Annotated in this window: 15 protein-coding genes and 1 pseudogene; 8 read left to right on the top strand and 8 right to left on the bottom strand. The window is 75.1% G+C overall.

All coding sequences use genetic code 11. From position 1 onward, the window contains the following. Window positions 1-57 precede the first annotated feature (57 nt). Together ACFQ9Z_RS29795 and ACFQ9Z_RS29790 are read left to right on the top strand one after the other, a co-directional pair. Window positions 58-825 carry a hypothetical protein gene (locus tag ACFQ9Z_RS29795; protein WP_383025789.1) on the top strand — a complete coding sequence of 256 codons (768 nt, stop codon included), beginning with the start codon at window positions 58-60 and terminating at the stop codon, window positions 823-825. Between the two features lie 71 nt (window positions 826-896). Next, window positions 897-1,418: a DUF2231 domain-containing protein gene (locus ACFQ9Z_RS29790; RefSeq protein WP_383025786.1), complete on the top strand. Its 522-nt coding sequence runs from the start codon at window positions 897-899 to the stop codon at window positions 1,416-1,418. A gap of 116 nt (window positions 1,419-1,534) precedes the next feature. On the opposite strand, the gene ACFQ9Z_RS29785 is transcribed toward ACFQ9Z_RS29790, so the two are convergent. Further along, a complete protein-coding gene (locus ACFQ9Z_RS29785; protein ID WP_383025783.1) occupies window positions 1,535-2,335 on the bottom strand; it encodes a GntR family transcriptional regulator in 801 nt (266 codons plus the stop codon). Between the two features lie 165 nt (window positions 2,336-2,500). Between ACFQ9Z_RS29785 and ACFQ9Z_RS29780 the strand changes: the two genes are divergently transcribed. Together ACFQ9Z_RS29780 and ACFQ9Z_RS29775 are read left to right on the top strand one after the other, a co-directional pair. Continuing rightward, window positions 2,501-3,340 carry a (2Fe-2S)-binding protein gene (locus ACFQ9Z_RS29780; RefSeq protein ID WP_383025780.1) on the top strand — a complete coding sequence of 280 codons (840 nt, stop codon included), beginning with the start codon at window positions 2,501-2,503 and terminating at the stop codon, window positions 3,338-3,340. 302 nt (window positions 3,341-3,642) lie between these two features. Beyond that, the gene (locus ACFQ9Z_RS29775; RefSeq protein ID WP_383025777.1) at window positions 3,643-4,680 is read left to right on the top strand and encodes a DUF2637 domain-containing protein; all 1,038 of its coding nucleotides are present in this window, start codon (window positions 3,643-3,645) and stop codon (window positions 4,678-4,680) included. An 86-nt stretch (window positions 4,681-4,766) separates the two neighbouring features. Here the strand turns inward: ACFQ9Z_RS29775 and ACFQ9Z_RS29770 are convergent, their stop codons facing one another. The 3 genes from ACFQ9Z_RS29770 to ACFQ9Z_RS29760 form a co-directional block, all read right to left on the bottom strand. After that, window positions 4,767-5,219, bottom strand: coding sequence for an ATP-binding protein (locus tag ACFQ9Z_RS29770; RefSeq protein WP_383025774.1), 453 nt, complete (start codon window positions 5,217-5,219; stop codon window positions 4,767-4,769). Between the two features lie 321 nt (window positions 5,220-5,540). Next, on the bottom strand, window positions 5,541-7,283 hold the full coding sequence (locus ACFQ9Z_RS29765) for a pyruvate dehydrogenase (protein WP_383025771.1): 1,743 nt from the start codon (window positions 7,281-7,283) through the stop codon (window positions 5,541-5,543). Between the two features lie 78 nt (window positions 7,284-7,361). Then, window positions 7,362-8,342: a protein phosphatase 2C domain-containing protein gene (locus tag ACFQ9Z_RS29760; RefSeq protein WP_383025768.1), complete on the bottom strand. Its 981-nt coding sequence runs from the start codon at window positions 8,340-8,342 to the stop codon at window positions 7,362-7,364. Window positions 8,343-9,560: 1,218 nt separating this feature from the next. Here ACFQ9Z_RS29760 and ACFQ9Z_RS29755 point away from each other — a divergent pair. After that, window positions 9,561-10,550 carry a helix-turn-helix domain-containing protein gene (locus ACFQ9Z_RS29755; RefSeq protein WP_383025765.1) on the top strand — a complete coding sequence of 330 codons (990 nt, stop codon included), beginning with the start codon at window positions 9,561-9,563 and terminating at the stop codon, window positions 10,548-10,550. A gap of 36 nt (window positions 10,551-10,586) precedes the next feature. After that, a pseudogene (locus ACFQ9Z_RS29750) lies at window positions 10,587-11,068 on the top strand (DUF456 domain-containing protein). A gap of 4 nt (window positions 11,069-11,072) precedes the next feature. On the opposite strand, the gene ACFQ9Z_RS29745 reads toward ACFQ9Z_RS29750, so the two are convergent. The 4 genes from ACFQ9Z_RS29745 to rsgA all read right to left on the bottom strand — a co-directional run bounded on the left by ACFQ9Z_RS29745 (window position 11,073) and on the right by rsgA (window position 15,582). Continuing rightward, window positions 11,073-12,248 (bottom strand): GDSL-type esterase/lipase family protein, encoded by a 1,176-nt coding sequence (locus ACFQ9Z_RS29745; protein ID WP_383025762.1) that lies wholly within the window; start codon window positions 12,246-12,248, stop codon window positions 11,073-11,075. A gap of 156 nt (window positions 12,249-12,404) precedes the next feature. Further along, the gene (locus ACFQ9Z_RS29740) at window positions 12,405-12,929 is read right to left on the bottom strand and encodes a methylated-DNA--[protein]-cysteine S-methyltransferase (RefSeq protein ID WP_383025759.1); all 525 of its coding nucleotides are present in this window, start codon (window positions 12,927-12,929) and stop codon (window positions 12,405-12,407) included. Continuing rightward, window positions 12,926-14,320 (bottom strand): DNA-3-methyladenine glycosylase 2 family protein, encoded by a 1,395-nt coding sequence (locus ACFQ9Z_RS29735; protein ID WP_383026445.1) that lies wholly within the window; start codon window positions 14,318-14,320, stop codon window positions 12,926-12,928. The genes ACFQ9Z_RS29740 and ACFQ9Z_RS29735 overlap by 4 nt, the downstream gene beginning before the upstream one ends. A gap of 140 nt (window positions 14,321-14,460) precedes the next feature. Beyond that, window positions 14,461-15,582 carry a ribosome small subunit-dependent GTPase A gene (gene rsgA, locus ACFQ9Z_RS29730; RefSeq protein WP_383025756.1) on the bottom strand — a complete coding sequence of 374 codons (1,122 nt, stop codon included), beginning with the start codon at window positions 15,580-15,582 and terminating at the stop codon, window positions 14,461-14,463. A 418-nt stretch (window positions 15,583-16,000) separates the two neighbouring features. On the opposite strand from rsgA, the gene ACFQ9Z_RS29725 reads away from it, so the two are divergent. Beyond that, window positions 16,001-16,204 carry a cold-shock protein gene (locus ACFQ9Z_RS29725; RefSeq protein ID WP_383025752.1) on the top strand — a complete coding sequence of 68 codons (204 nt, stop codon included), beginning with the start codon at window positions 16,001-16,003 and terminating at the stop codon, window positions 16,202-16,204. Between the two features lie 87 nt (window positions 16,205-16,291). Next, window positions 16,292-17,749: DEAD/DEAH box helicase (locus tag ACFQ9Z_RS29720; protein WP_383025749.1), on the top strand; the 1,458-nt coding region annotated here is incomplete at its 3' end.

Raw genomic sequence — 17,749 nt, 5'->3', positions numbered from 1 at the left:
GCCACCACTCAACAGCTCGACGGCGTGCTCGGGGAGGGCAACGTGGCGCATTCCGCCATGTCTGGTAACGGAACGACCGCCGGTGACGATCCGCTCCAGACCGCGGTATGGCGGTTGCGCTCGCGGGCCTGCTGGGCCGACGCGGCGGCCATGCTGCCGGCGGACACCCCGGCCGCGACCCTGCAGCGGGCGGCGCTGCTGGTCGAGCGGTGCCTGTACACGGAGCGGGGCTGGGCCGAGGCGGAGGACGCGCTGCGCACCGCGGAGGCGCAGGCTCACACCGACGAGGAGCGCGGGGCGGCCGCCTGCGAACGCGGCCAACTCGCCTACGCGGCCACGCTGCACGGCGTACGGGACCGGGCGGACGAGGCACGGGCCGCGCTGGGGCGGGCGGCGGCGCTGATCCCGCCGGGGGCCGTGGGACGGGCGGTGCTGGACTTCCGGCGGGGACTGCTGGCGGAGAACCTGGCCCGGTCCCCGCAGGCGGCGCGGGCGGCCTACCGCCGCGCCCACGCGGGCGCCACGGCGCACGCCGATCCGCTGCTGCTGTCCTTCACCTGGCGTCACCTCGCCGGACTTGCCCTGCGCGACGGGGAGTTGGCGGAGGCCCGGCACGGCTTCGCCGAGTCGCTGCGGATCCGCGAGGAACTGGGCTACCTCGTGGGCACGGCCCCCGCGCTGGCCTCCCTGGCGGACGCGGAGTCGGAGCCGGAGGCGTCACGGCTGCGCGAGGAGGCCCGGCGGCTGTTCCGGCTGCTGGGCGGCGTCCCGACCTGGCTGGCCCACCAGCTGGCGCCGCCGGCGCCGGGTGCCGCGACGGCCTGAGGGCGGTCTCAGAGCGGGCTGAGAGGTTGCTGTGCCAGTGTGGCGCGCCCCGACCCCCTCAGGAGTGCTCGATGAGTCTGGTCAACGGCCTGCCGGCCCATGTCCTGCTGGTCCACCTGGTCGTCGTACTGATACCGCTGACCGCGCTGGCCCTGGTGGCCGGCGCGGTCTGGCCGCGGGCCGCCCGGCGGCTCGGCGTGCTGCTGCCCTCGCTCGCCCTCGTCGCCCTGGTCAGCGTGCCGCTGACCACTCAGGCCGGCGAGTGGCTGGAGCGGCACGTCGACGACGACGCGCTGGTGCGGCGGCACACCGAGCTGGGCGACGGGCTGCTGCCGTGGGCGCTCGGCCTGTTCGTCCTGGCCGCGGTCGTGTGGTGGTCGGCCCGCGGCCCGCGGCGGCAGGGCGCGGACGACGGCCCGGCGCGGACCGCTCGGCTGACCGCGCTGCCGGTGCGGATCGTGGTCTCGGTGCTGTCCCTGGCGGTGGCGGCCGGAGCCGTGGTGGACGTGTACCGCATCGGCGACTCCGGCGCGAAGGCCGCCTGGCACGACGCCTACTCCAAGAGCGCGCACGGCGAGCGGAACGGTTCCTGACCCACGCCCCCGGCCGGGGCGGCACTATCCGCTCCGGCCACGGCGGGAGGCGGTACCGTCCGGCCCGGCCACAGCGGAGGGACGGTACGACCCGGCCCGGCCACAGCCGGGCATGCTCAGGCGGCGCCCGCGAAGTGGTCGCCGACCAGGTTGCGCACCACGTCGAGGTCGTGGGCGATCAGCGCGTCCAGCAGGGCGGTGTGCTCGGCGGCGTCGGCCATCAGGTCGGTGCTGCGGTGCCGGGCCGGGCCGCCGGCCAGGGGCCACTGGGAGCGCCGGTGGACGTCCTCCGCCATCCGGACCAGTTGCGCGTTGCCCGCGAGGGCGAGCACCGCCCCGTGGAAGGCGCGGTCGGTCTCCGCGTAGGCGGCCGGGCAGCCGGAGGACGCGGCGCGCACCGTCTCCTCGGCCAGCGGCCGCAGTTCGGCCCAGCGCTCGGCGGGCACCGTACGGGCCAGCCGCAGCACCACGGGCGCCTCCAGCAGCGCCCGCACCTCGGCCAGCTCGGCCAGCTCCCGCGCGCCCCGCCGCACGACCCGGAAGCCGCGGTTGGGCACCACCTCTACGGCGCCCTCGAGGGTGAGCTGCTGCATGGCCTCGCGCACCGGCGTCGCCGACACCCCGAAGCGCTCGCCGAGGGCGGGCGCCGAGTAGACCTCGCCCGGTCTCAGCTCGCCCGCCACCAGGGCCGTCCGCAGCGCGTCGAGTATCTGCCCGCGCACCGAGGAGCGACGCACGGCGGCCCTCGGCCGTGGGACGGGAGGCTCCCCGTGGGTGTGCTCGCCCCCGTGGGTGTGCTCGCCCCGCGCCCCGGGCGGGCCGGCGTCCGGCCGGCCGGCCGGCTCGGCGGCGCGCTGCCGCGCCGGGGCCCGGGACTCGCCGAAGGGGTCGGCGGAGCCCTGCACACTCTGCTCCACAGGGCCTCCTCCGGCTTGTCGGCACTTGGGGTCATTGACGGCGGGTCGTCACTTGTCCGTCAAGCACCATAGGCGCACGGGGCGGCTCTTCAAATTCCCTGGAGAATGGATAAGGTTAGGCTTACCTTTGCAGTCAGCCCGCGATCAAGGTCCGGTGATCCCGCCATGCCCGCTACGGCCTCGCCGTTCACCGCCGCGTACACCCGCCTCACGGCGGCCTACCCGGGACTGACGGTCACCGAGCCGGGCCCGGCGCGGGAGCTGCCCGAGGGCGGCGGCTGGGTCGGCGCCGCCCGGCTCGCCGAGGGCGGTGAGCGGCTCGACGCCTTCCTCGCCTGGGACGAGGCCCAGGTGCTGCGGGACTACGGCAGGCAGGCCCGCCCGGACGTCGTCGCGAGCTTCGGTCTGCACCGGTACGCCTGGCCGGCCTGCCTGCTGATCACCGTCCCCTGGTTCCTGCACCGCCGGGTGCCGCGGCTGCCCGTGACGCGGGTCGCCTACGACCGCGCCGCCGGCCGCATGGCCGTCCGTCCCGCCTCCTTCGCCTGCCTGCCGGACGACCCGGCGGCCGCGCTGCCCGGCGCGGTCGTCGTGCCGGACGAGGAGACGCTGCGGGCCGAGGTGCGCGCGGCCGTCGCCGAGCACCTGGAGCCGGTGCTCGCCGCCTTCGGGCCGCGGATGCGGCGGCGCGGGCGGGCGCTGTGGGGCATGGCGACCGACGAGGTCGTGGAGGGGCTCTGGTACGTCGCCCACCTGTTCGGCGCCGAGGAGGAGCGGCGGGCCGTGCGGGAACTCGAACTGCTGCTGCCGGGGGCGACGCGGCCGTACGCCGGCTCGGCGGCGTTCCGGGTGCTGACCGGTCCGGACGGCGAGCCGCTGGCCACCCGGGACCGGGCGAGCTGCTGCATGTTCTACACCGTGCGCCCGGAGGACACCTGCGCCACCTGCCCGCGCACCTGCGACGGCGACCGGATCGCCAAACTCACCGCCGCCGCGGCCGCCTGAGGCGCCCTCAGGTACACGGGACGCCCGCGCGTCCCTTAAGATCACCACGATCGGACCACCCGCCGCGGACAGGCAATTCACAACTTCCCCTCCCGCACCGGGAACTTTCCGGGGAACCATCCGTACGGGTAGTCTTGTTCGAACTCAACTCCCGCCCCTCAAGCGGCAGTTCGAGCAGAACGTCGCCCTGGGCATTCCCTTGCACCTCCTTGGCGGCCTCTTGCCCCGAAACCCCCTGAGGGCCGTCCGGAGTGGGCCACCATGGCGGGCGTCACGCCCTATCCCAATGCAAGGGACCCCTGATGAGACTGACCGACATATCGCTGAACTGGCTGCTTCCGGGCGCCGTACTGCTCCTGGGTGTGCTGGCGGCGGTGGCGGTGCTCGCGCGCGGCAAGCGCTCCTCCGGGGAGAACGCGAGTGCGGACGACTCGTGGGAGCGCAGTGAGGAGCGCCGCAGGCGCAAGGAGGCCATCTACGGCACGGCCTCCTATGTGCTGCTGTTCTGCTGTGCTGCGGTCGCGGCCGCGCTCTCCTTCCACGGCCTGGTCGGCTTCGGTGAGCAGAACCTCGGACTGACCGGCGGCTGGCAGTACCTGGTGCCGTTCGGTCTGGACGGCGCGGCGATGTTCTGCTCCGTCCTCGCCGTGCGCGAGGCCAGCCACGGCGACGCCGCCCTCGGCTCCCGGATACTGGTGTGGATGTTCGCCGCGGCGGCGGCCTGGTTCAACTGGGTGCACGCGCCCCGCGGCCTGGGTCACGCGGGCGCCCCGCACTTCTTCGCGGGCATGTCCCTGTCGGCGGCCGTGCTGTTCGACCGCGCGCTGAAGCAGACCCGCCGGGCCGCCCTGCGCGAGCAGGGCCTGGTGCCCCGCCCGCTGCCGCAGATCCGCATCGTCCGCTGGCTGCGGGCCCCGCGCGAGACCTACGGGGCGTGGTCCCTCATGCTCCTGGAGGGCGTGCGCAGCCTGGACGAGGCGGTCGAGGAGGTCCGCGAAGACAAGCGCCAGAAGGACGAGGCGCGCCGGCGCCGGCGTGACCAGCAGCGGGTGGAGCGCGCCCAGCTGCGTGCCATCAGCCGGGGTCACCGCGGCTTCGGCGGCCGCGGCGGCCGGCAGGTCGAGGTGCAGGCCATGGAGCGCGGTCCCGCCCCGTCGACCGCGGAGCCTGCCATATCGGCGCCGGAACTGCCCGTCCGCTCACGTCCGTCCCTTCAGCCGGTCCGCAAGGGCACTGAGGCGGTCACCGTCGACCTCACCGCGGAGGACGACACGATGGCCCTGCCGCGCCTGGACTCCCTGGAGCGCAAGCTGAAGGACCTGGAGCAGCAGTTCGGCTAGGACGGGACCGGGGGCCGGACTCATCTCGGGACGGGGGCGTGACCGCGCGGTCACGCCCCCGTCCCGCGTCCGTCTCCGCGGCCGCCTCAGGCCGCCTCTGCGCCGAGTTCGAACCAGACCGACTTGCCCACGCCGTGCGGCAGCACGCCCCAGGAGTCCGCGAGGGAGTCCACCAGGACCAGCCCCCGGCCGTTGGTGTCCTCACCGGTGTCCGGTGTGCGCGGCTGTGGCCTGCGGGCCACGAAGTCCCTTACCTCCACGCGCAGTCCGCCCGAGGAGACGACGGCGGTCAGGACCGCGTCGCGGTCGGTGTGCACGAGCGCGTTGGTGACGAGTTCGCTGGTGAGCAGTTCGGCTATCTCCGAGCGGCCCGGCCTTCCCCAGTGCCGCAGCAGTTCGCGCAGTTCCCGGCGCGCCTCGGGCACCGCCCTGAGGTCCGCCCGCCCCAGCCGGCGCCTGATCCGCTGCTGGCGCCGCTCGTGTTCCGTGATGGTGCCGGTCTCTTCCCCCGCTTTAGCCGAGGAGGCCCCGATGGTCACGGGACCGCCCCCTCGCGCCTGCCTCTTCATGACCCCCGCCCGCACGTTTCCGGCCCTGCCCCTCCTGGTCGAACACGTTCACGGGGATCCATTCCCAAAGCGCATCCGGCCAGTCCTTGGGTCCCGCCGACCGCCGTGTGTTCGGCCACGGCCGCCCGCCCCTCGCGCCCCGCCCCGGGCGCCGCCGCGCCCGCGCCCGGCCGGGCAGGACCGCCGTGGCGTGCCACGGGGGCCCCAGGACGGACGGATCGGGACGTGCGGCACCGCCGGGCGGTCCGCCGTCACGGGCGGTGAAAGTGGCCGGAAAGCACCGGCGCCGTCTCAGGGCCTGGGCACGTTGCGCAGATTGGAGCGGGCCATCTGGACCATGCGGCCGACGCCGCCGTCCAGCACCATCTTCGAGGCGGACAGCGCGAACCCGGTGACCATCTCGGCGCTGATCTTCGGCGGGATGGACAGGGCGTTGGGGTCGGTGACGACGTCCACCAGCGCCGGCCCCTTGTGCCGGAAGGCGTCCTTCAGCGCCCCGGCGAGCTGCTTGGGCTTCTCCACCCGCACCCCGTAGGCGCCGCAGGCCCGGGCCACGGCGGCGAAGTCGGGGTTGGTGTTGGCGGTGCCGTACGAGGGCAGCCCCGCGACCAGCATCTCCAGCTCGACCATGCTGAGCGCGGAGTTGTTGAACAGCACCACCTTGACCGGCAGGTCGTACTGCACGAGCGTGAGGAAGTCGCCCATCAGCATGGCGAATCCGCCGTCGCCGGACATGGAGACGACCTGCCGGCGCCGGTCGGTGAACTGGGCGCCGATCGCCATCGGCAGCGCGTTCGCCATCGAGCCGTGCGAGAAGGAACCGATGATCCGGCGGCGGCCGTTGGGCGAGACGTAGCGTGCGGCCCAGACGTTGCACATGCCGGTGTCGACCGTGAACACCGCGTCGTCGGCGGCGACTTCGTCGAGGACGGCGGCCACGTACTCGGGGTGGATGGGCACGTGCTTGTCGACCTTGCGGGTGTAGGCCTTGACCACGCCCTCCAGCGCGTCGGCGTGCCGCTTGAGCATCCGGTCGAGGAAGCGCCGGTTCGTCTTCTCCCGCACCCGCGGGACGAGGCAGCGCAGCGTCTCGCGCACGTCGCCCCACACGGCGAGGTCGAGCCGCGAGCGGCGGCCGAGGACCTCCGGCCGCACGTCGACCTGGGCGATCTTCACGTCGTCCGGCAGGAAGGCGTTGTACGGGAAGTCGGTGCCCAGCAGGATCAGCAGGTCGCACTCGTGGGTGGCCTCGTAGGCGGCGCCGTAGCCGAGCAGCCCGCTCATGCCGACGTCGAACGGGTTGTCGTACTGGATGAACTCCTTGCCCCGGAGGGCGTGTCCGACCGGGGACTTGATCTTCTCGGCGAACTGCATCACCTCGGCGTGCGCGCCGGCCGTGCCCGCGCCGCAGAAGAGGGTGACCTTGCCGGCCGCGTCGATCATGTCCGCGAGCCGGTCCAGCTCCGCGTCGCCGGGCCGGATCGTGGGCCGGGAGGTGACCAGCGCGCTCTCGGCGGCGCGTTCCGGGGCCGGCTCGTCGGCGATGTCACCGGGCAGCGAGACCACGCTCACGCCCCGCTGCCCGACGGCGTGCTGGATGGCGGTCTGCAGCAGCCGGGGCATCTGCCTGGCGTTGGAGATCAGCTCGCTGTAGTGGCTGCACTCCTGGAAGAGCCGGTCCGGATGGGTCTCCTGGAAGTAGCCGAGGCCGATCTCGCTGGAGGGGATGTGCGAGGCGAGGGCGAGCACCGGGGCCATGGAGCGGTGCGCGTCGTACAGGCCGTTGATGAGGTGCAGGTTGCCCGGGCCGCAGGAGCCGGCGCAGGCCGCGAGACGGCCGGTGATCTGGGCCTCGGCGCCGGCCGCGAAGGCGGCGGTCTCCTCGTGGCGCACGTGGATCCAGTCGATGGCGGAGTTGCGGCGCACGGCGTCCACGACGGGGTTGAGGCTGTCGCCGACGACGCCGTACAGGCGGCGCACACCGGCCCGGACGAGGATGTCGACGAACTGCTCGGCGACGTTCTGTTTGGCCATGGCTGTCGTCTGCCCCTTCGCTGTTCCTCGCTGTCCCGGGATGGGCCCTCCCGGTCCATCAAGTCACAGGAGCGGCCGTCACGCCTCCCACACGGCCGCCGCCGTACGGTCGTCGGCGTAACCCTTCACCCGCACCTGGGCGTCGGCGAGGAACTCGGCGAGGCCGGGCGGCGTACGGCCGGACCAGCGGCGGGCCAGGTAGGCGCAGAGCGCGGGCTCGCCGCGCAGCGGTTCGGCGAGCCCGCCGGTCGCCATCACCAGCACATCACCCGGGCGGGCTACCGAGGCGCGGAAGCGGAAGGGTTCGCGGGGCGGCTCGGGCGCGGGCTCGAACGGACTAGGCGGGACCGGGATGCCGAAGTCCATGGTGAGCCGGTCGCCCTCGGGGGTCTCGGCGGGGGCCGAGCCGAAGCCGACGACCGGTTCGCCGCCCGCGCCGCCGGCCGGCACGCCGGGCTCGATGTCCTGCCACTCGCCGCCGCGCAGCCGGAACAGTCCCCCCGCGCCTGCGCCGAAGAACACCCGGGTACGGCAGTCCGGGTCGCCGGGCAGCAGCAGGCAGCGCAGCCCGGCGATGTACTCCTCCGGGTCGAGGCCCCGCTCGGCGGCGTCGGCCCGCAGTCTGCCGAGAGTGCGGTCGGTCAGCCGTTGCAGACCGGACTTCAGGTCACCGCGCCGGGCGGCCCGGATGTCCTCGACGAGCCGCCCGTGACTGCGGCCGACGGCCCGGCCGATCAGCCGGCACGCCTCGGCGGCCGCCCGGTGCGCCTCCGGCGCCGCCCGGACGCCGGTCGCCATGGCGACGAGTACGAGCGCCTGCTCGCCCGTGCCGAAGCGCGCGGTCAGCAGCGCGTCCCGGCGCGGCTCGCCCCGGTACCGCGCCGAGTCCCCGCGCAGCGACACGGCCCGCAGGGTGCAGGACCCGTACCGGGCGCCGTCCAGGGCGGTGTCGGCCACCTGTTCCGCCAACTGCTCCGGATCGGCGAGGGGCAACGCCGTGGGCTCGGGGTCGTAGGTGGGGGGACCGGAGCCGACGTGGTCGAGCGCGGAGGGGGGCAAGGGGACCGAGGGTGCCACGGCGGCGGCAGCGGCGGGCGGGGGCGCCGGGGGCTGGGGAGAAGCGACCGGGGGCGCGGGAGACGCCGTCGGGGGCCGGGGAAGTGCGCCCGAGGGCTGAGGAGGTGCGGCCGGGGGCGCTGGTGGCACCGCCGGAGGCTGAGGAGATGCGGCCGAGGGCCCGGAAGGTCCCGCCGGGGGCTGGGGAGATACGGCCGGGGGCCCGGGAGGTCCCGCCGGGGGCTGGGGAGGTGCGGCCGGGGACCGGGGAGGAGCGAGCGAGGACCGGGGAGGAGCGGCCGGGGGCGCGGCAGGCACTGCCGGTGGCTGAGGAGGCGCAGTCGGGGGCTCGGGGTGAGCGACCGAGGGAGCGGGAGACGCCGCCGGAGGCTGAGGAGGTGCGGCCGAGGCCCCGGGAGGCGCCACTGGCGGCTGAGCAGGTGCGGCAGAGGCCCCGGGAGGCGCTGCCGGGGGCGCGGGAGGCGCCGCCGGGGGTGCCTCCGGTGGGCCGGGAACGCGCTGGAACGGCACCGCGCGTTCCCCGGACGCCGCCGGGCCCGGGGAGGCGCGCTCCGCGGACGGCCGGCCGGGCGGCGGCTCCTGGTGTGCCGGCGCGGCACCGGACTCCTCGCTCCCGCCGGGCTCACCGGTTGCGTCGCTCCCGCCGGGCCGCTCCCCCACCGCGTTCCGCGCCGAGGTGAAACGGTCGTCCAGGGAGTCCGGGGCCGGCGTGGGCCCCGTGTCCTCGGTGGAGTCGTCGTACAGCTCTCCCCACCAGTCGTCGTCGTGACGGGCGGGCCTGCCCCCCTGCTGGCTCATGTTCCTGATTGTCCACCGCGCGGGGGCCGTGGAAACGGGGCATCGGAAAATTGCGGCGCCACCGTCGGCCGCGGCACGGCGCGCGCCTCGGCGAGTCCGAACTGCCTTACGGGGACGGTGTGGTGGCCGCCGGGCGATCCCACCCCCCACGGGAGGACCGCCCGGCGGCGTCTGGTGACCGGTGCCACGCGGACGAGTGGCCGGATCCGGCCGGATCATGCCTGGACTCCTGGGGCGCGGCTGTGCGCCCCCGGCGGCCGGGTGTCCTCCGGTGCAGTTCAGCCTGGCAGAGTGGCCACCGGTACGGCGATGATGGGCGGCGGCGGGTTTGCGCCGTGGCCGGTTCCCGCCACCAAGCGCACGCCTGGACGGCTTGTTCTCAGGAAAGGGGAACGCGGCTCGATGCTGGCAGCGATAGGCCTGGACGAGACCCACGAATCGGCGTACCGGGCGCTGGTGTCCGTGGGCGCCGCCGAGGTGGCCGATCTGGCGCGGCGGCTGTCGCTGGCCGAGCCGGACACCGAGCGCGCGCTGCGCCGGCTGGAACGGCACGGCCTGGCGGCCCAGTCCCCGGCGCGGCCGGGCCGCTGGGTGGCGGCGCCGCCCGGAGTGGCGCTCGGCGCGCTGCTGGCGCAGCGGCGGCACGAGCTGGAGAAGGCCGAACTGGCGGCGGCGCTGCTGGCCGAGGAGTACCGGGTCACGGCTGCCGAGCCTGAGGTGCACGACCTGGTGGAGGTGGTGACCGGCGCCTCGGCGGTGGCACAGCGCTTCCTGCAGATGCAGCTCGGCGCCACCGAGGAGGTGTGCGCGCTGGTCACCGGCAAGCCGATGGTGGTCTCCGGGATGGACAACGACGCGGAGGAGCAGGCTGCCGGGCGCGGGGTCCGCTACCGGGTGGTGGTGGAGCGCGCGGTGCTGGACCTGCCGCACGGGCTGACGGAGCTGACGGCGGCGCTCGGCCGGAACGAGCGGGTGCGGGTGGTGGACCAGGTGCCGACGAAGCTGGTCATCGCCGACCGGTCGCTCGCCATGGTGCCGCTCACCACGAGGACGGTGGAGCCGGCCGCGCTGGTGGTGCACGCGAGCGGGCTGCTGGAGCTGCTGGCGGGCCTGTTCGAGTCGGTGTGGCGGGAGGCGCTGCCGCTCCGGCTGGGCGTCCAGGGAGTGGCCGAGCAGTTGCCGGACGGGCCGGATTCGACCGACCTCGAGGTGCTGTCGCTGCTGCTGGCCGGGCTGACCGACGCGAGTGTGGCCAAGCAGCTCGACCTGGGCCTGCGGACCGTGCAGCGCCGGGTCAAGCGGCTCATGGAGCTGGCCGGGGTGACGACCCGGCTCCAACTGGGCTGGCACGCCTACGAGCGGGGCTGGGTGTCCCGCGAGGATTCCCCCTGACCTGCCGCTTCTTCGCTCATCGGGCAGGCTGGGCGGATGGGAGCGTGGGAACTCCTGCTGGTCGGCGTGGTGATCGCGCTGGGCCTGGGCGGAGTACCGGCGCCCGGGGCGCCGGGGTCTGGCTGGTGTGGGCGGCGGTGCTGTGGTGGGCGCTGAAGGACCCGTGTCCGGTGGCCTGCGCTGTGCTGGCCGGCGCGACCGGGGTGCTGCTGCTGTCCCCGGTCGTGCGCTGGGCGCTGCCCCCGCGCCGGCTGCGGGCGGCCGGCGCCACGCCCGGTATGGCCGGGTACGCCGGGACGGGCGCCGTCATCGGATTCGTGCTGCCGCCGGTGCTCGGCGCGCTGCCGGGTTTCCTGGCCGGCGCCTACCTGCACGAGCGGCGGCGGCTCGGCGGACACGGCGCGGCGGTGTCGGCGCCGCGCACGACCATGCGGTCGGGCGGCTCCAGCGTGTTCGCCGGGCTGTTCGCCTGTCTGCTGATCGCGGGCGCCTGGCTGGGCGCGGTGGTGTGGGGCTGAGCTGTCAGCGGGCGAGGACCGCGGCGACGGTGTCGGCGACGGCGCGCATGCCCGCGTCGTTGAAGTGCAGGTGGTCCCCGGGGTCGTAGCCGGGCCTGATGCGCTCGGGGCGGGCCGGGTCGCGTACGGCGGCGTCGGCGTCGGCGACGGCGTCGAAGGCGCCGCCGGTGCGGATGAACGCGTTGACCTTCCGGCGCACGGCCTCGCCGGCGGCCGTGTACGCGGTGTACCCGGCGTACGGCGTGAGGGTGACCCCGACCACCCGGATGCCGTGGGCGTGGGCACGGGCGACGAGGGCGCGGTACGCGTCGGCGAAGGCGGCCGGGTCGTCCGCGACCGGGGTGCCCTTGATGTCGTTGATGCCCTCCAGCACGACCAGGGTCCGTGCCCCGGCGCGGTCCAGGGCGTCGGCGTCCAGCCGGGCCAGGGCGCTCGGCCCGGTGCCGTCGCGCAGCAGGCGGTTGCCGGCGACACCGGCGTTGAGGACGCCGAGGCGGGTCAGGCGTCGGGCGAGCCGGTCCGGCCAGCGGTGGTTGGCGCCGGGGGTGGAGCCGTTGCCGTCGGTGAGCGAGTCGCCGAACGCCACGACGCTGCCCTCGGCGGTGCCGAGGACGTCGACGCCGGTGACGTAGTACCAGGAGCCGGTGGCCCGGGTGTAGGCGGCGCCGGTCTCGTCGGCCGCGTGGCCCGTGCCGCCGGGGGCCAGGTAGCTGGTCTGCAGGGCGGTGCGGTGGAACGTCGCGGGGCCGGAGCCGTCCGGCGTGAGGACGGTGACCAGCAGGTCGGCGGCGGCCGGCACGGCCAGCGGGACGGGGTCGGTCAGCAGGTCCCGGCCGGGCGGGACGGTGGCCGTCGGCGCGCCCTGGAAGGTCGCGGTGCGCAGGGTACCCGGTACGGCGTCCGCACCGGCGCCCCGCCGCAGCGCCACGGTGACCGCGCCGAGCCGCAGCGGCGCGGTGCCCAGCCGGTTGCTGAGCCGGACCCGCACGGCGCCGCCGCCGACGCTCAGATGGACGACGTTGCGGAAGGCGGCGCCGGGCAGCGCGGCGGCGGTACCGGAGGGCGCCGCCTCCCAACTGCCGGTCCAGCGGGGCGCGGTGGTGCCCGCGACCGCCTTCGCCGTCGTACCCGGCACCAACGCGAGCAACAGCGCCGCGAGCACCCGCCCGGCCTTGATCATGTACCGCCCGCCCTTCCCACGAACCGTCGCAGGCGACCGTGCCACAGGGCGGGCGCACGGCGCCGGAACGTCACCGGAGAGTCCACCCGCTCGGCCCAGGGCGGTGTCCGGGATCCGGGGGCGGGGCTTCCCGGCCGGGGTCCGCCGGCCGTACCGCTACCGGGTCACCGCGCCGGTGCCGCCGGCGGTGTCCGGCAAGGCGTTCTCCAGGTCCAGCAGCCAGAGTTTGCGGTCGAGGCCGCCCGCGTAACCGGTCAGGGCGCCGGTCGCGCCGATGACGCGGTGGCAGGGACGGAGGATCAGCAGGGGGTTGGCGCCGATGGCGCCGCCGACGGCGCGTACGGCGGCGCGGGGCGCGCCGATCCGGGCGGCGATCTCGCCGTAGGTGGTGGTGGCGCCGTACGGCACGGTGTCGAGGGCGGCCCACACCCGTTGCCGGAACTCGGTGCCGTGGGCGCGCAGGGGCAGCCGGAACTCCTTCAGTTCGGCGGCGAAGTAGGCGGCAAGCTGGTCCTGGGCGGCCCGGAACGGTCCCGGGTCCTGTCGCCAGCCGGGCTCGACGGCCCGGCCGCCCTTCTGGCCGGGCACGGACAGCGAGGTGAGGGCGCCGTCCGGGCCGGCGGTGAGCAGCAGCCGTCCGACCGGGGCGTCCACGGCCGTCCAGTAGGTCAGGTCCGTCACGGGGTCAACTCTCCTGAGGTGCGCAGGTGCTGGAGGGCGTACGACCGCCAGGGCCGCCACGCGTCGGGGGTTTCGAGGCCGGGCGGGGCCACGTCGGGGTCGCCGAGTGCGCGGACCCGGACGGTGGCGGCCACGGCCGGGTCCATGCCGGGCAGCGCGAGCAGCGCCCGGTGGGCCTCGTCCCGGTCTGCGCCCGGGTCGAGCCGTACGGCGCCGTCGGCTAGGGCGGCGGCGAGCGAGCCGAGCGGGCCGCCGGGCTCGGGCCCGGCGAGTGCCCCGGGCTCCGGGAAGAGGTGCGTGAGGCTGCCGCAGGGCGCGTCGAGCGCCTTGCCGTACCGCCGGACCAGTCCCTCGGCCCCGGCCACTCCCACGAGGGCGCGCGCGGCGGGCTCCAGGGGGTCGACGGCGCCGGGCGAGCGGAGGCCGGGCCGGGCGGCGACCAGCGGGGCGAGCCGGGGGTCGGCGGAGAGCCGCTCGTCGACCGCGTACGGGTCGGCGTCCAGGTCGAACAGCCGGCGCAGCCGCTGCACGGCGGTGGTCAGGTCCCGGGGGTCGGTGAGGTGCAGCAGCGCCTGGAGCCAGCCGCCCGGGTGCCGGCCGCCGCCCGGCTGCGGGGCACGGGCACGCTCCTCGACGGCGGCGATCCCGGTGCCGTGGGGCAGCCGCAGGGTGCGCCGGTAGGTACGGCGGCCGGGGGCGCCGGTGACCTCCTCGACGCCCGGAACGGCCTCGCGCGCGAGCTGGTCGAAGACGGCGCCGCGCTGGTAGGGGCCGCGGTGGGCGAGCCGCAGCGGGACACCCGCGTCCGCGGTGGCCCGGCGGGCGCCACGGCCCCGCGGCGCGGCGGCCCGCACCCCGGTCGGCGTGGCGTCGTAGACCTGGCGGATGGTGTCGTTGAACTGCCGCACGCTGGCGAACCCGGCCGCGAACGCGATCTCGGTGACCGGCAGGTCGGTGGTCCGCAGCAGCGTGCGGGCGCTGTGCGCCCGCTGGGCGCGGGCGAGCGCCACGGGTCCGGCGCCGAGTTCGGCGGTGAGCTGCCGCTGCACCTGCCGGGCGCTGTAGCCGAGCCGGGCGGCCAGTCCGGCGACGCCCTCGCGGTCCACGACGCCGTCCCCGATCAGGCGCATGGCCCGGCCGACCACGTCGGCGCGGGCGTTCCACTCCGCCGATCCCGGCACGGCGTCCGGCCGGCAGCGCCGGCAGGCCCGGAAGCCGGAGCCCTGCGCCGCGGCGGCGGTCCGGAAGAACCGCACGTTGGCGCGCTTGGGGGTGACCGCCGGGCAGCTCGGCCGGCAGTAGATGCCGGTGGTCACGACGGCGAAGAAGAACGCGCCGTCGAACCGCCCGTCCCGGCTGCGCACCGCCTCGTACCTGCTGTCCTCGTCCATCACGTGTTCCAGTGTGGCCCGCCCCCGCGGGGGCGGGCTGGCGGAAATCGGACACGCAGGTGGGCGGTGGCAGCGGGCCGGGCGGGCGGCAGCCGGGGCGCGTTCCGGTCAGGACGGCTTCCGGCCGGTTCCAGCAGCAGCTACCGCAGGCGGCCTCGCTTGGCCTCCATCGCGGCCCGGCCCTGCGCCCCCTTCCGCTTCCAGTCCTTCCTGATCTCGGCGCGCAGGCGGGCGTCCGTCTTGGCGACGATCCACTGGTTCTCCCGCAGCAGCTTGCGGTAGCTCTCCAGGCGCCGGACCGGGAGCTCCCCGTCGTCCACGGCGGTGCGCACCGCGCAGCCCGGCTCGCTCTCGTGCGCGCAGTCCTGGAACCGGCACCGCCGGGCCAGCTCCTCGATCTCGGCGAACACCTGCCCGACCCCGCTCTCGGCGTCGAACAGCCCGACGCCCCGCAGGCCGGGGGTGTCGATCAGCACGCCTCCGGTGGGCAGCGGCAGCAGGTTGCGGGTGGTCGTGGTGTGCCGGCCCTTGCCGTCGACGTCCCGGGCGGCCCGGACGTCCATGACGTCCTCACCGACCAGGGCGTTGGCGAGGGTGGACTTGCCCGCGCCGGACTGCCCGAGCAGCACGGTGGTGCCGCCGCCGACGAGCGCGGTGAGCACGTCCAGGCCGGCGCCGTGCAGGGCGCTGACGGTGAGCACGGGCACGCCGGGCGCGCTTGTCTCGACATCCTGGACGAGGTGGGCCAGCGTCACCTGGTCCGGGACCAGGTCGGCCTTGGTGAGCGCGACCACGGGCTGGGCGCCGGACTCCCAGGCCAGCGCCAGGAACCGTTCGATGCGCCCGAGGTCGAGTTCGACGGCGAGGGAGACGGCGACCACGGCGTGGTCGACGTTGGCCGCGAGGATCTGTCCCTCGGACCGCTTGGAGGAGGTCGACCGGACGAAGGCGGTACGGCGGGGCAGCAGCGCCCGTACGTACCGCGGATCGCCGCCTTCGGGGTCCACGGCGGCCCAGTCCCCGGTGCACACGACCTTCACCGGGTCGTGGGGGACGACGAACTCGGTGTCGGCGCGGACGACGCCGGCCGGCGTGACGACGTCGCACTGGCCGCGGTCGACCCGCACGACACGGCCGGGCAGCAGGCCCAGCTCGGCATGGGGAGCGAACTCGGCCTCCCAGCCCTCGTCCCAGCCGTAGGCGGCGAGTGGGTGCGGCGAAGCCGGGGAAGCCGGGGAAGCGGAGGAAACGGAGAGAGTCAAGGGGAACCCTTCACAAGGGCGGCCCCGGCTCCGCGCACGTATGCGCCGTAGGAAGGTCAGCCGGGGACCACGGGGGTGGAGTGGATGGTCTTCTGGTCGCGGACAGCGCCCGTCACGGAGACAGCCATCGGTCACACCTCCCGTTCCTCGATCAGCCGGCAGCGACGGCCAACGGCCGCCGCTCGAAGCGTGCTTCACACTAGGGCGGCGCCCGCCCCGGCGCCACCGGTTTATTCGCCCGGTCGTCCGCCGCCGGCGGGCGGCTCGAGGGCGGGCGGCCGGGCTGTGCTACGGTTGCACTGTTGCAGTTGTGGTACCCATGAATTCATGTGCGCCTGACGGGAATGTTCACCTCAGGCGCATTTGTTGTTTTACCGGCATCTCCGGATGGGGCCTCTGCCTACAGAAGGAGAAAGTCATGGCACAGGGAACCGTGAAGTGGTTCAACTCTGAAAAGGGTTTCGGCTTCATCGCGCAGGACGGCGGCGGCCCCGACGTCTTCGCCCACTACTCGAACATCCAGACCCAGGGCTTCCGTGAGCTCCAGGAAGGCCAGCGGGTCTCTTTCGACGTCACGCCGGGCCAGAAGGGCCCGCAGGCGGAGAACATCGTTCCCGCCTGATCGCCGGACGCGTACCCGCTCACCGGGGCCCGCACCGAAATGGTGCGGACCCCGGTTTGTGCTGTTTCCAGGAAGGCAGACCACCGCATGCCCCGCAAACCCCAGAAGCCGAACCGGCGCGTCTCTTCACCCCCACCGCCCGCGTCGTCGGCAAGGGAATTCCGGCTGCCGGAGAACACCACACCCGCACTCCCCGCCGTGGAGGACTTCGCCGCCCTGGACATGCCGGCGGCTCTGCTGAAGACGCTCACCGCGCAGGGCGTCACCACCCCCTTCCCCATCCAGGCCGCCACGCTGCCCAACTCGCTCGCCGGGCGTGACCTGCTGGGGCGGGGCCGTACCGGCTCCGGCAAGACCCTGGCCTTCGGGCTGGCGCTGCTGGCCCGCACGGCCGGGCTGCGCGCGCAGCCCAAGGCGCCCCTCGCCCTCGTGCTGGTGCCCACCCGGGAACTCGCCCAGCAGGTGACGGACGCGCTGACCCCGTACGCGACGTCGGTGAACCTCCGGGTGGCCACCGTGGTCGGCGGGCTGTCCATCACCAAGCAGGCCACCGCCCTCCGGCGCGGCGCCGAGGTGCTCGTGGCCACCCCCGGCCGGCTCAACGACCTCGTCGAGCGCGGCGACTGCGTCCTGGACGACGTGCGCATCACGGTGCTGGACGAGGCCGACCAGATGACCGACATGGGCTTCCTGCCGCAGATCACCAAGCTGATCCAGCGCGTACGGCCCGACGGGCAGCGGATGCTCTTCTCGGCCACCCTGGACGGCAACATCGACCGCCTGGTGCAGCGGTTCCTGACCGACCCCGTGGTGCACTCGGTGGACCCGTCCGCGGGAGCGGTGACGACCATGGAGCACCACGTGCTCCACGTCCTGGACGGCACCGACAAGGAGGCCGTCACCACCCGCATCGCCGCCCGCGACGGCCGGGTCATCCTCTTCCTGGACACCAAGCGGTCCGCCGACCGGCTCGCCAAGCGGCTGCTGGCCGTCGGCGTCCGCGCGGCGGCACTGCACGGAGGCCGCTCCCAGCCGCAGCGCAACCGCACCCTGGAGCAGTTCAAGGACGGCCGGGTCACCGCGCTGGTGGCGACGAACGTCGCGGCCCGCGGCATACACGTCGACGACCTCGACCTCGTCGTGAACGTCGATCCCCCCGCCGATCACAAGGACTACCTCCACCGGGGCGGCCGCACGGCACGCGCCGGCGGTTCCGGCAGCGTGGTCACCCTGGTCCTGCCGGAGCAGAAGCGGGAGATCACCCGGCTCATGTCGGACGCCGGCATCCGCCCCCGCACGGCCCGCGTGAAGTCGAGCGACGCGGAACTGGTCACGATCACCGGCGCGCGCGAGCCGTCCGGTGTGCCCGTCACCATCGAGGTCCCGCAGCCGGCGGCGCCGGCGGCGTCCCGCCCGGAGCAGAAGACCGGCGCCGGGCGCGGCGGGCGGTCCGGGCGACGGCGCCGGAGCGGCGACGGAACCGGCGCGGCGACGGGTTCGGCCGCCGCGACGGGCAGCCGGGGCCCGGACCGCGCGGCCGGCGCC

Origin of the sequence: Streptomyces sp. NPDC056580 (genome assembly GCF_042793175.1) — a bacterium.
Taxonomy (GTDB): Bacteria; Actinomycetota; Actinomycetes; order Streptomycetales; family Streptomycetaceae; genus Streptomyces.
This window is presented reverse-complemented; position numbering and strand designations above follow the sequence as displayed.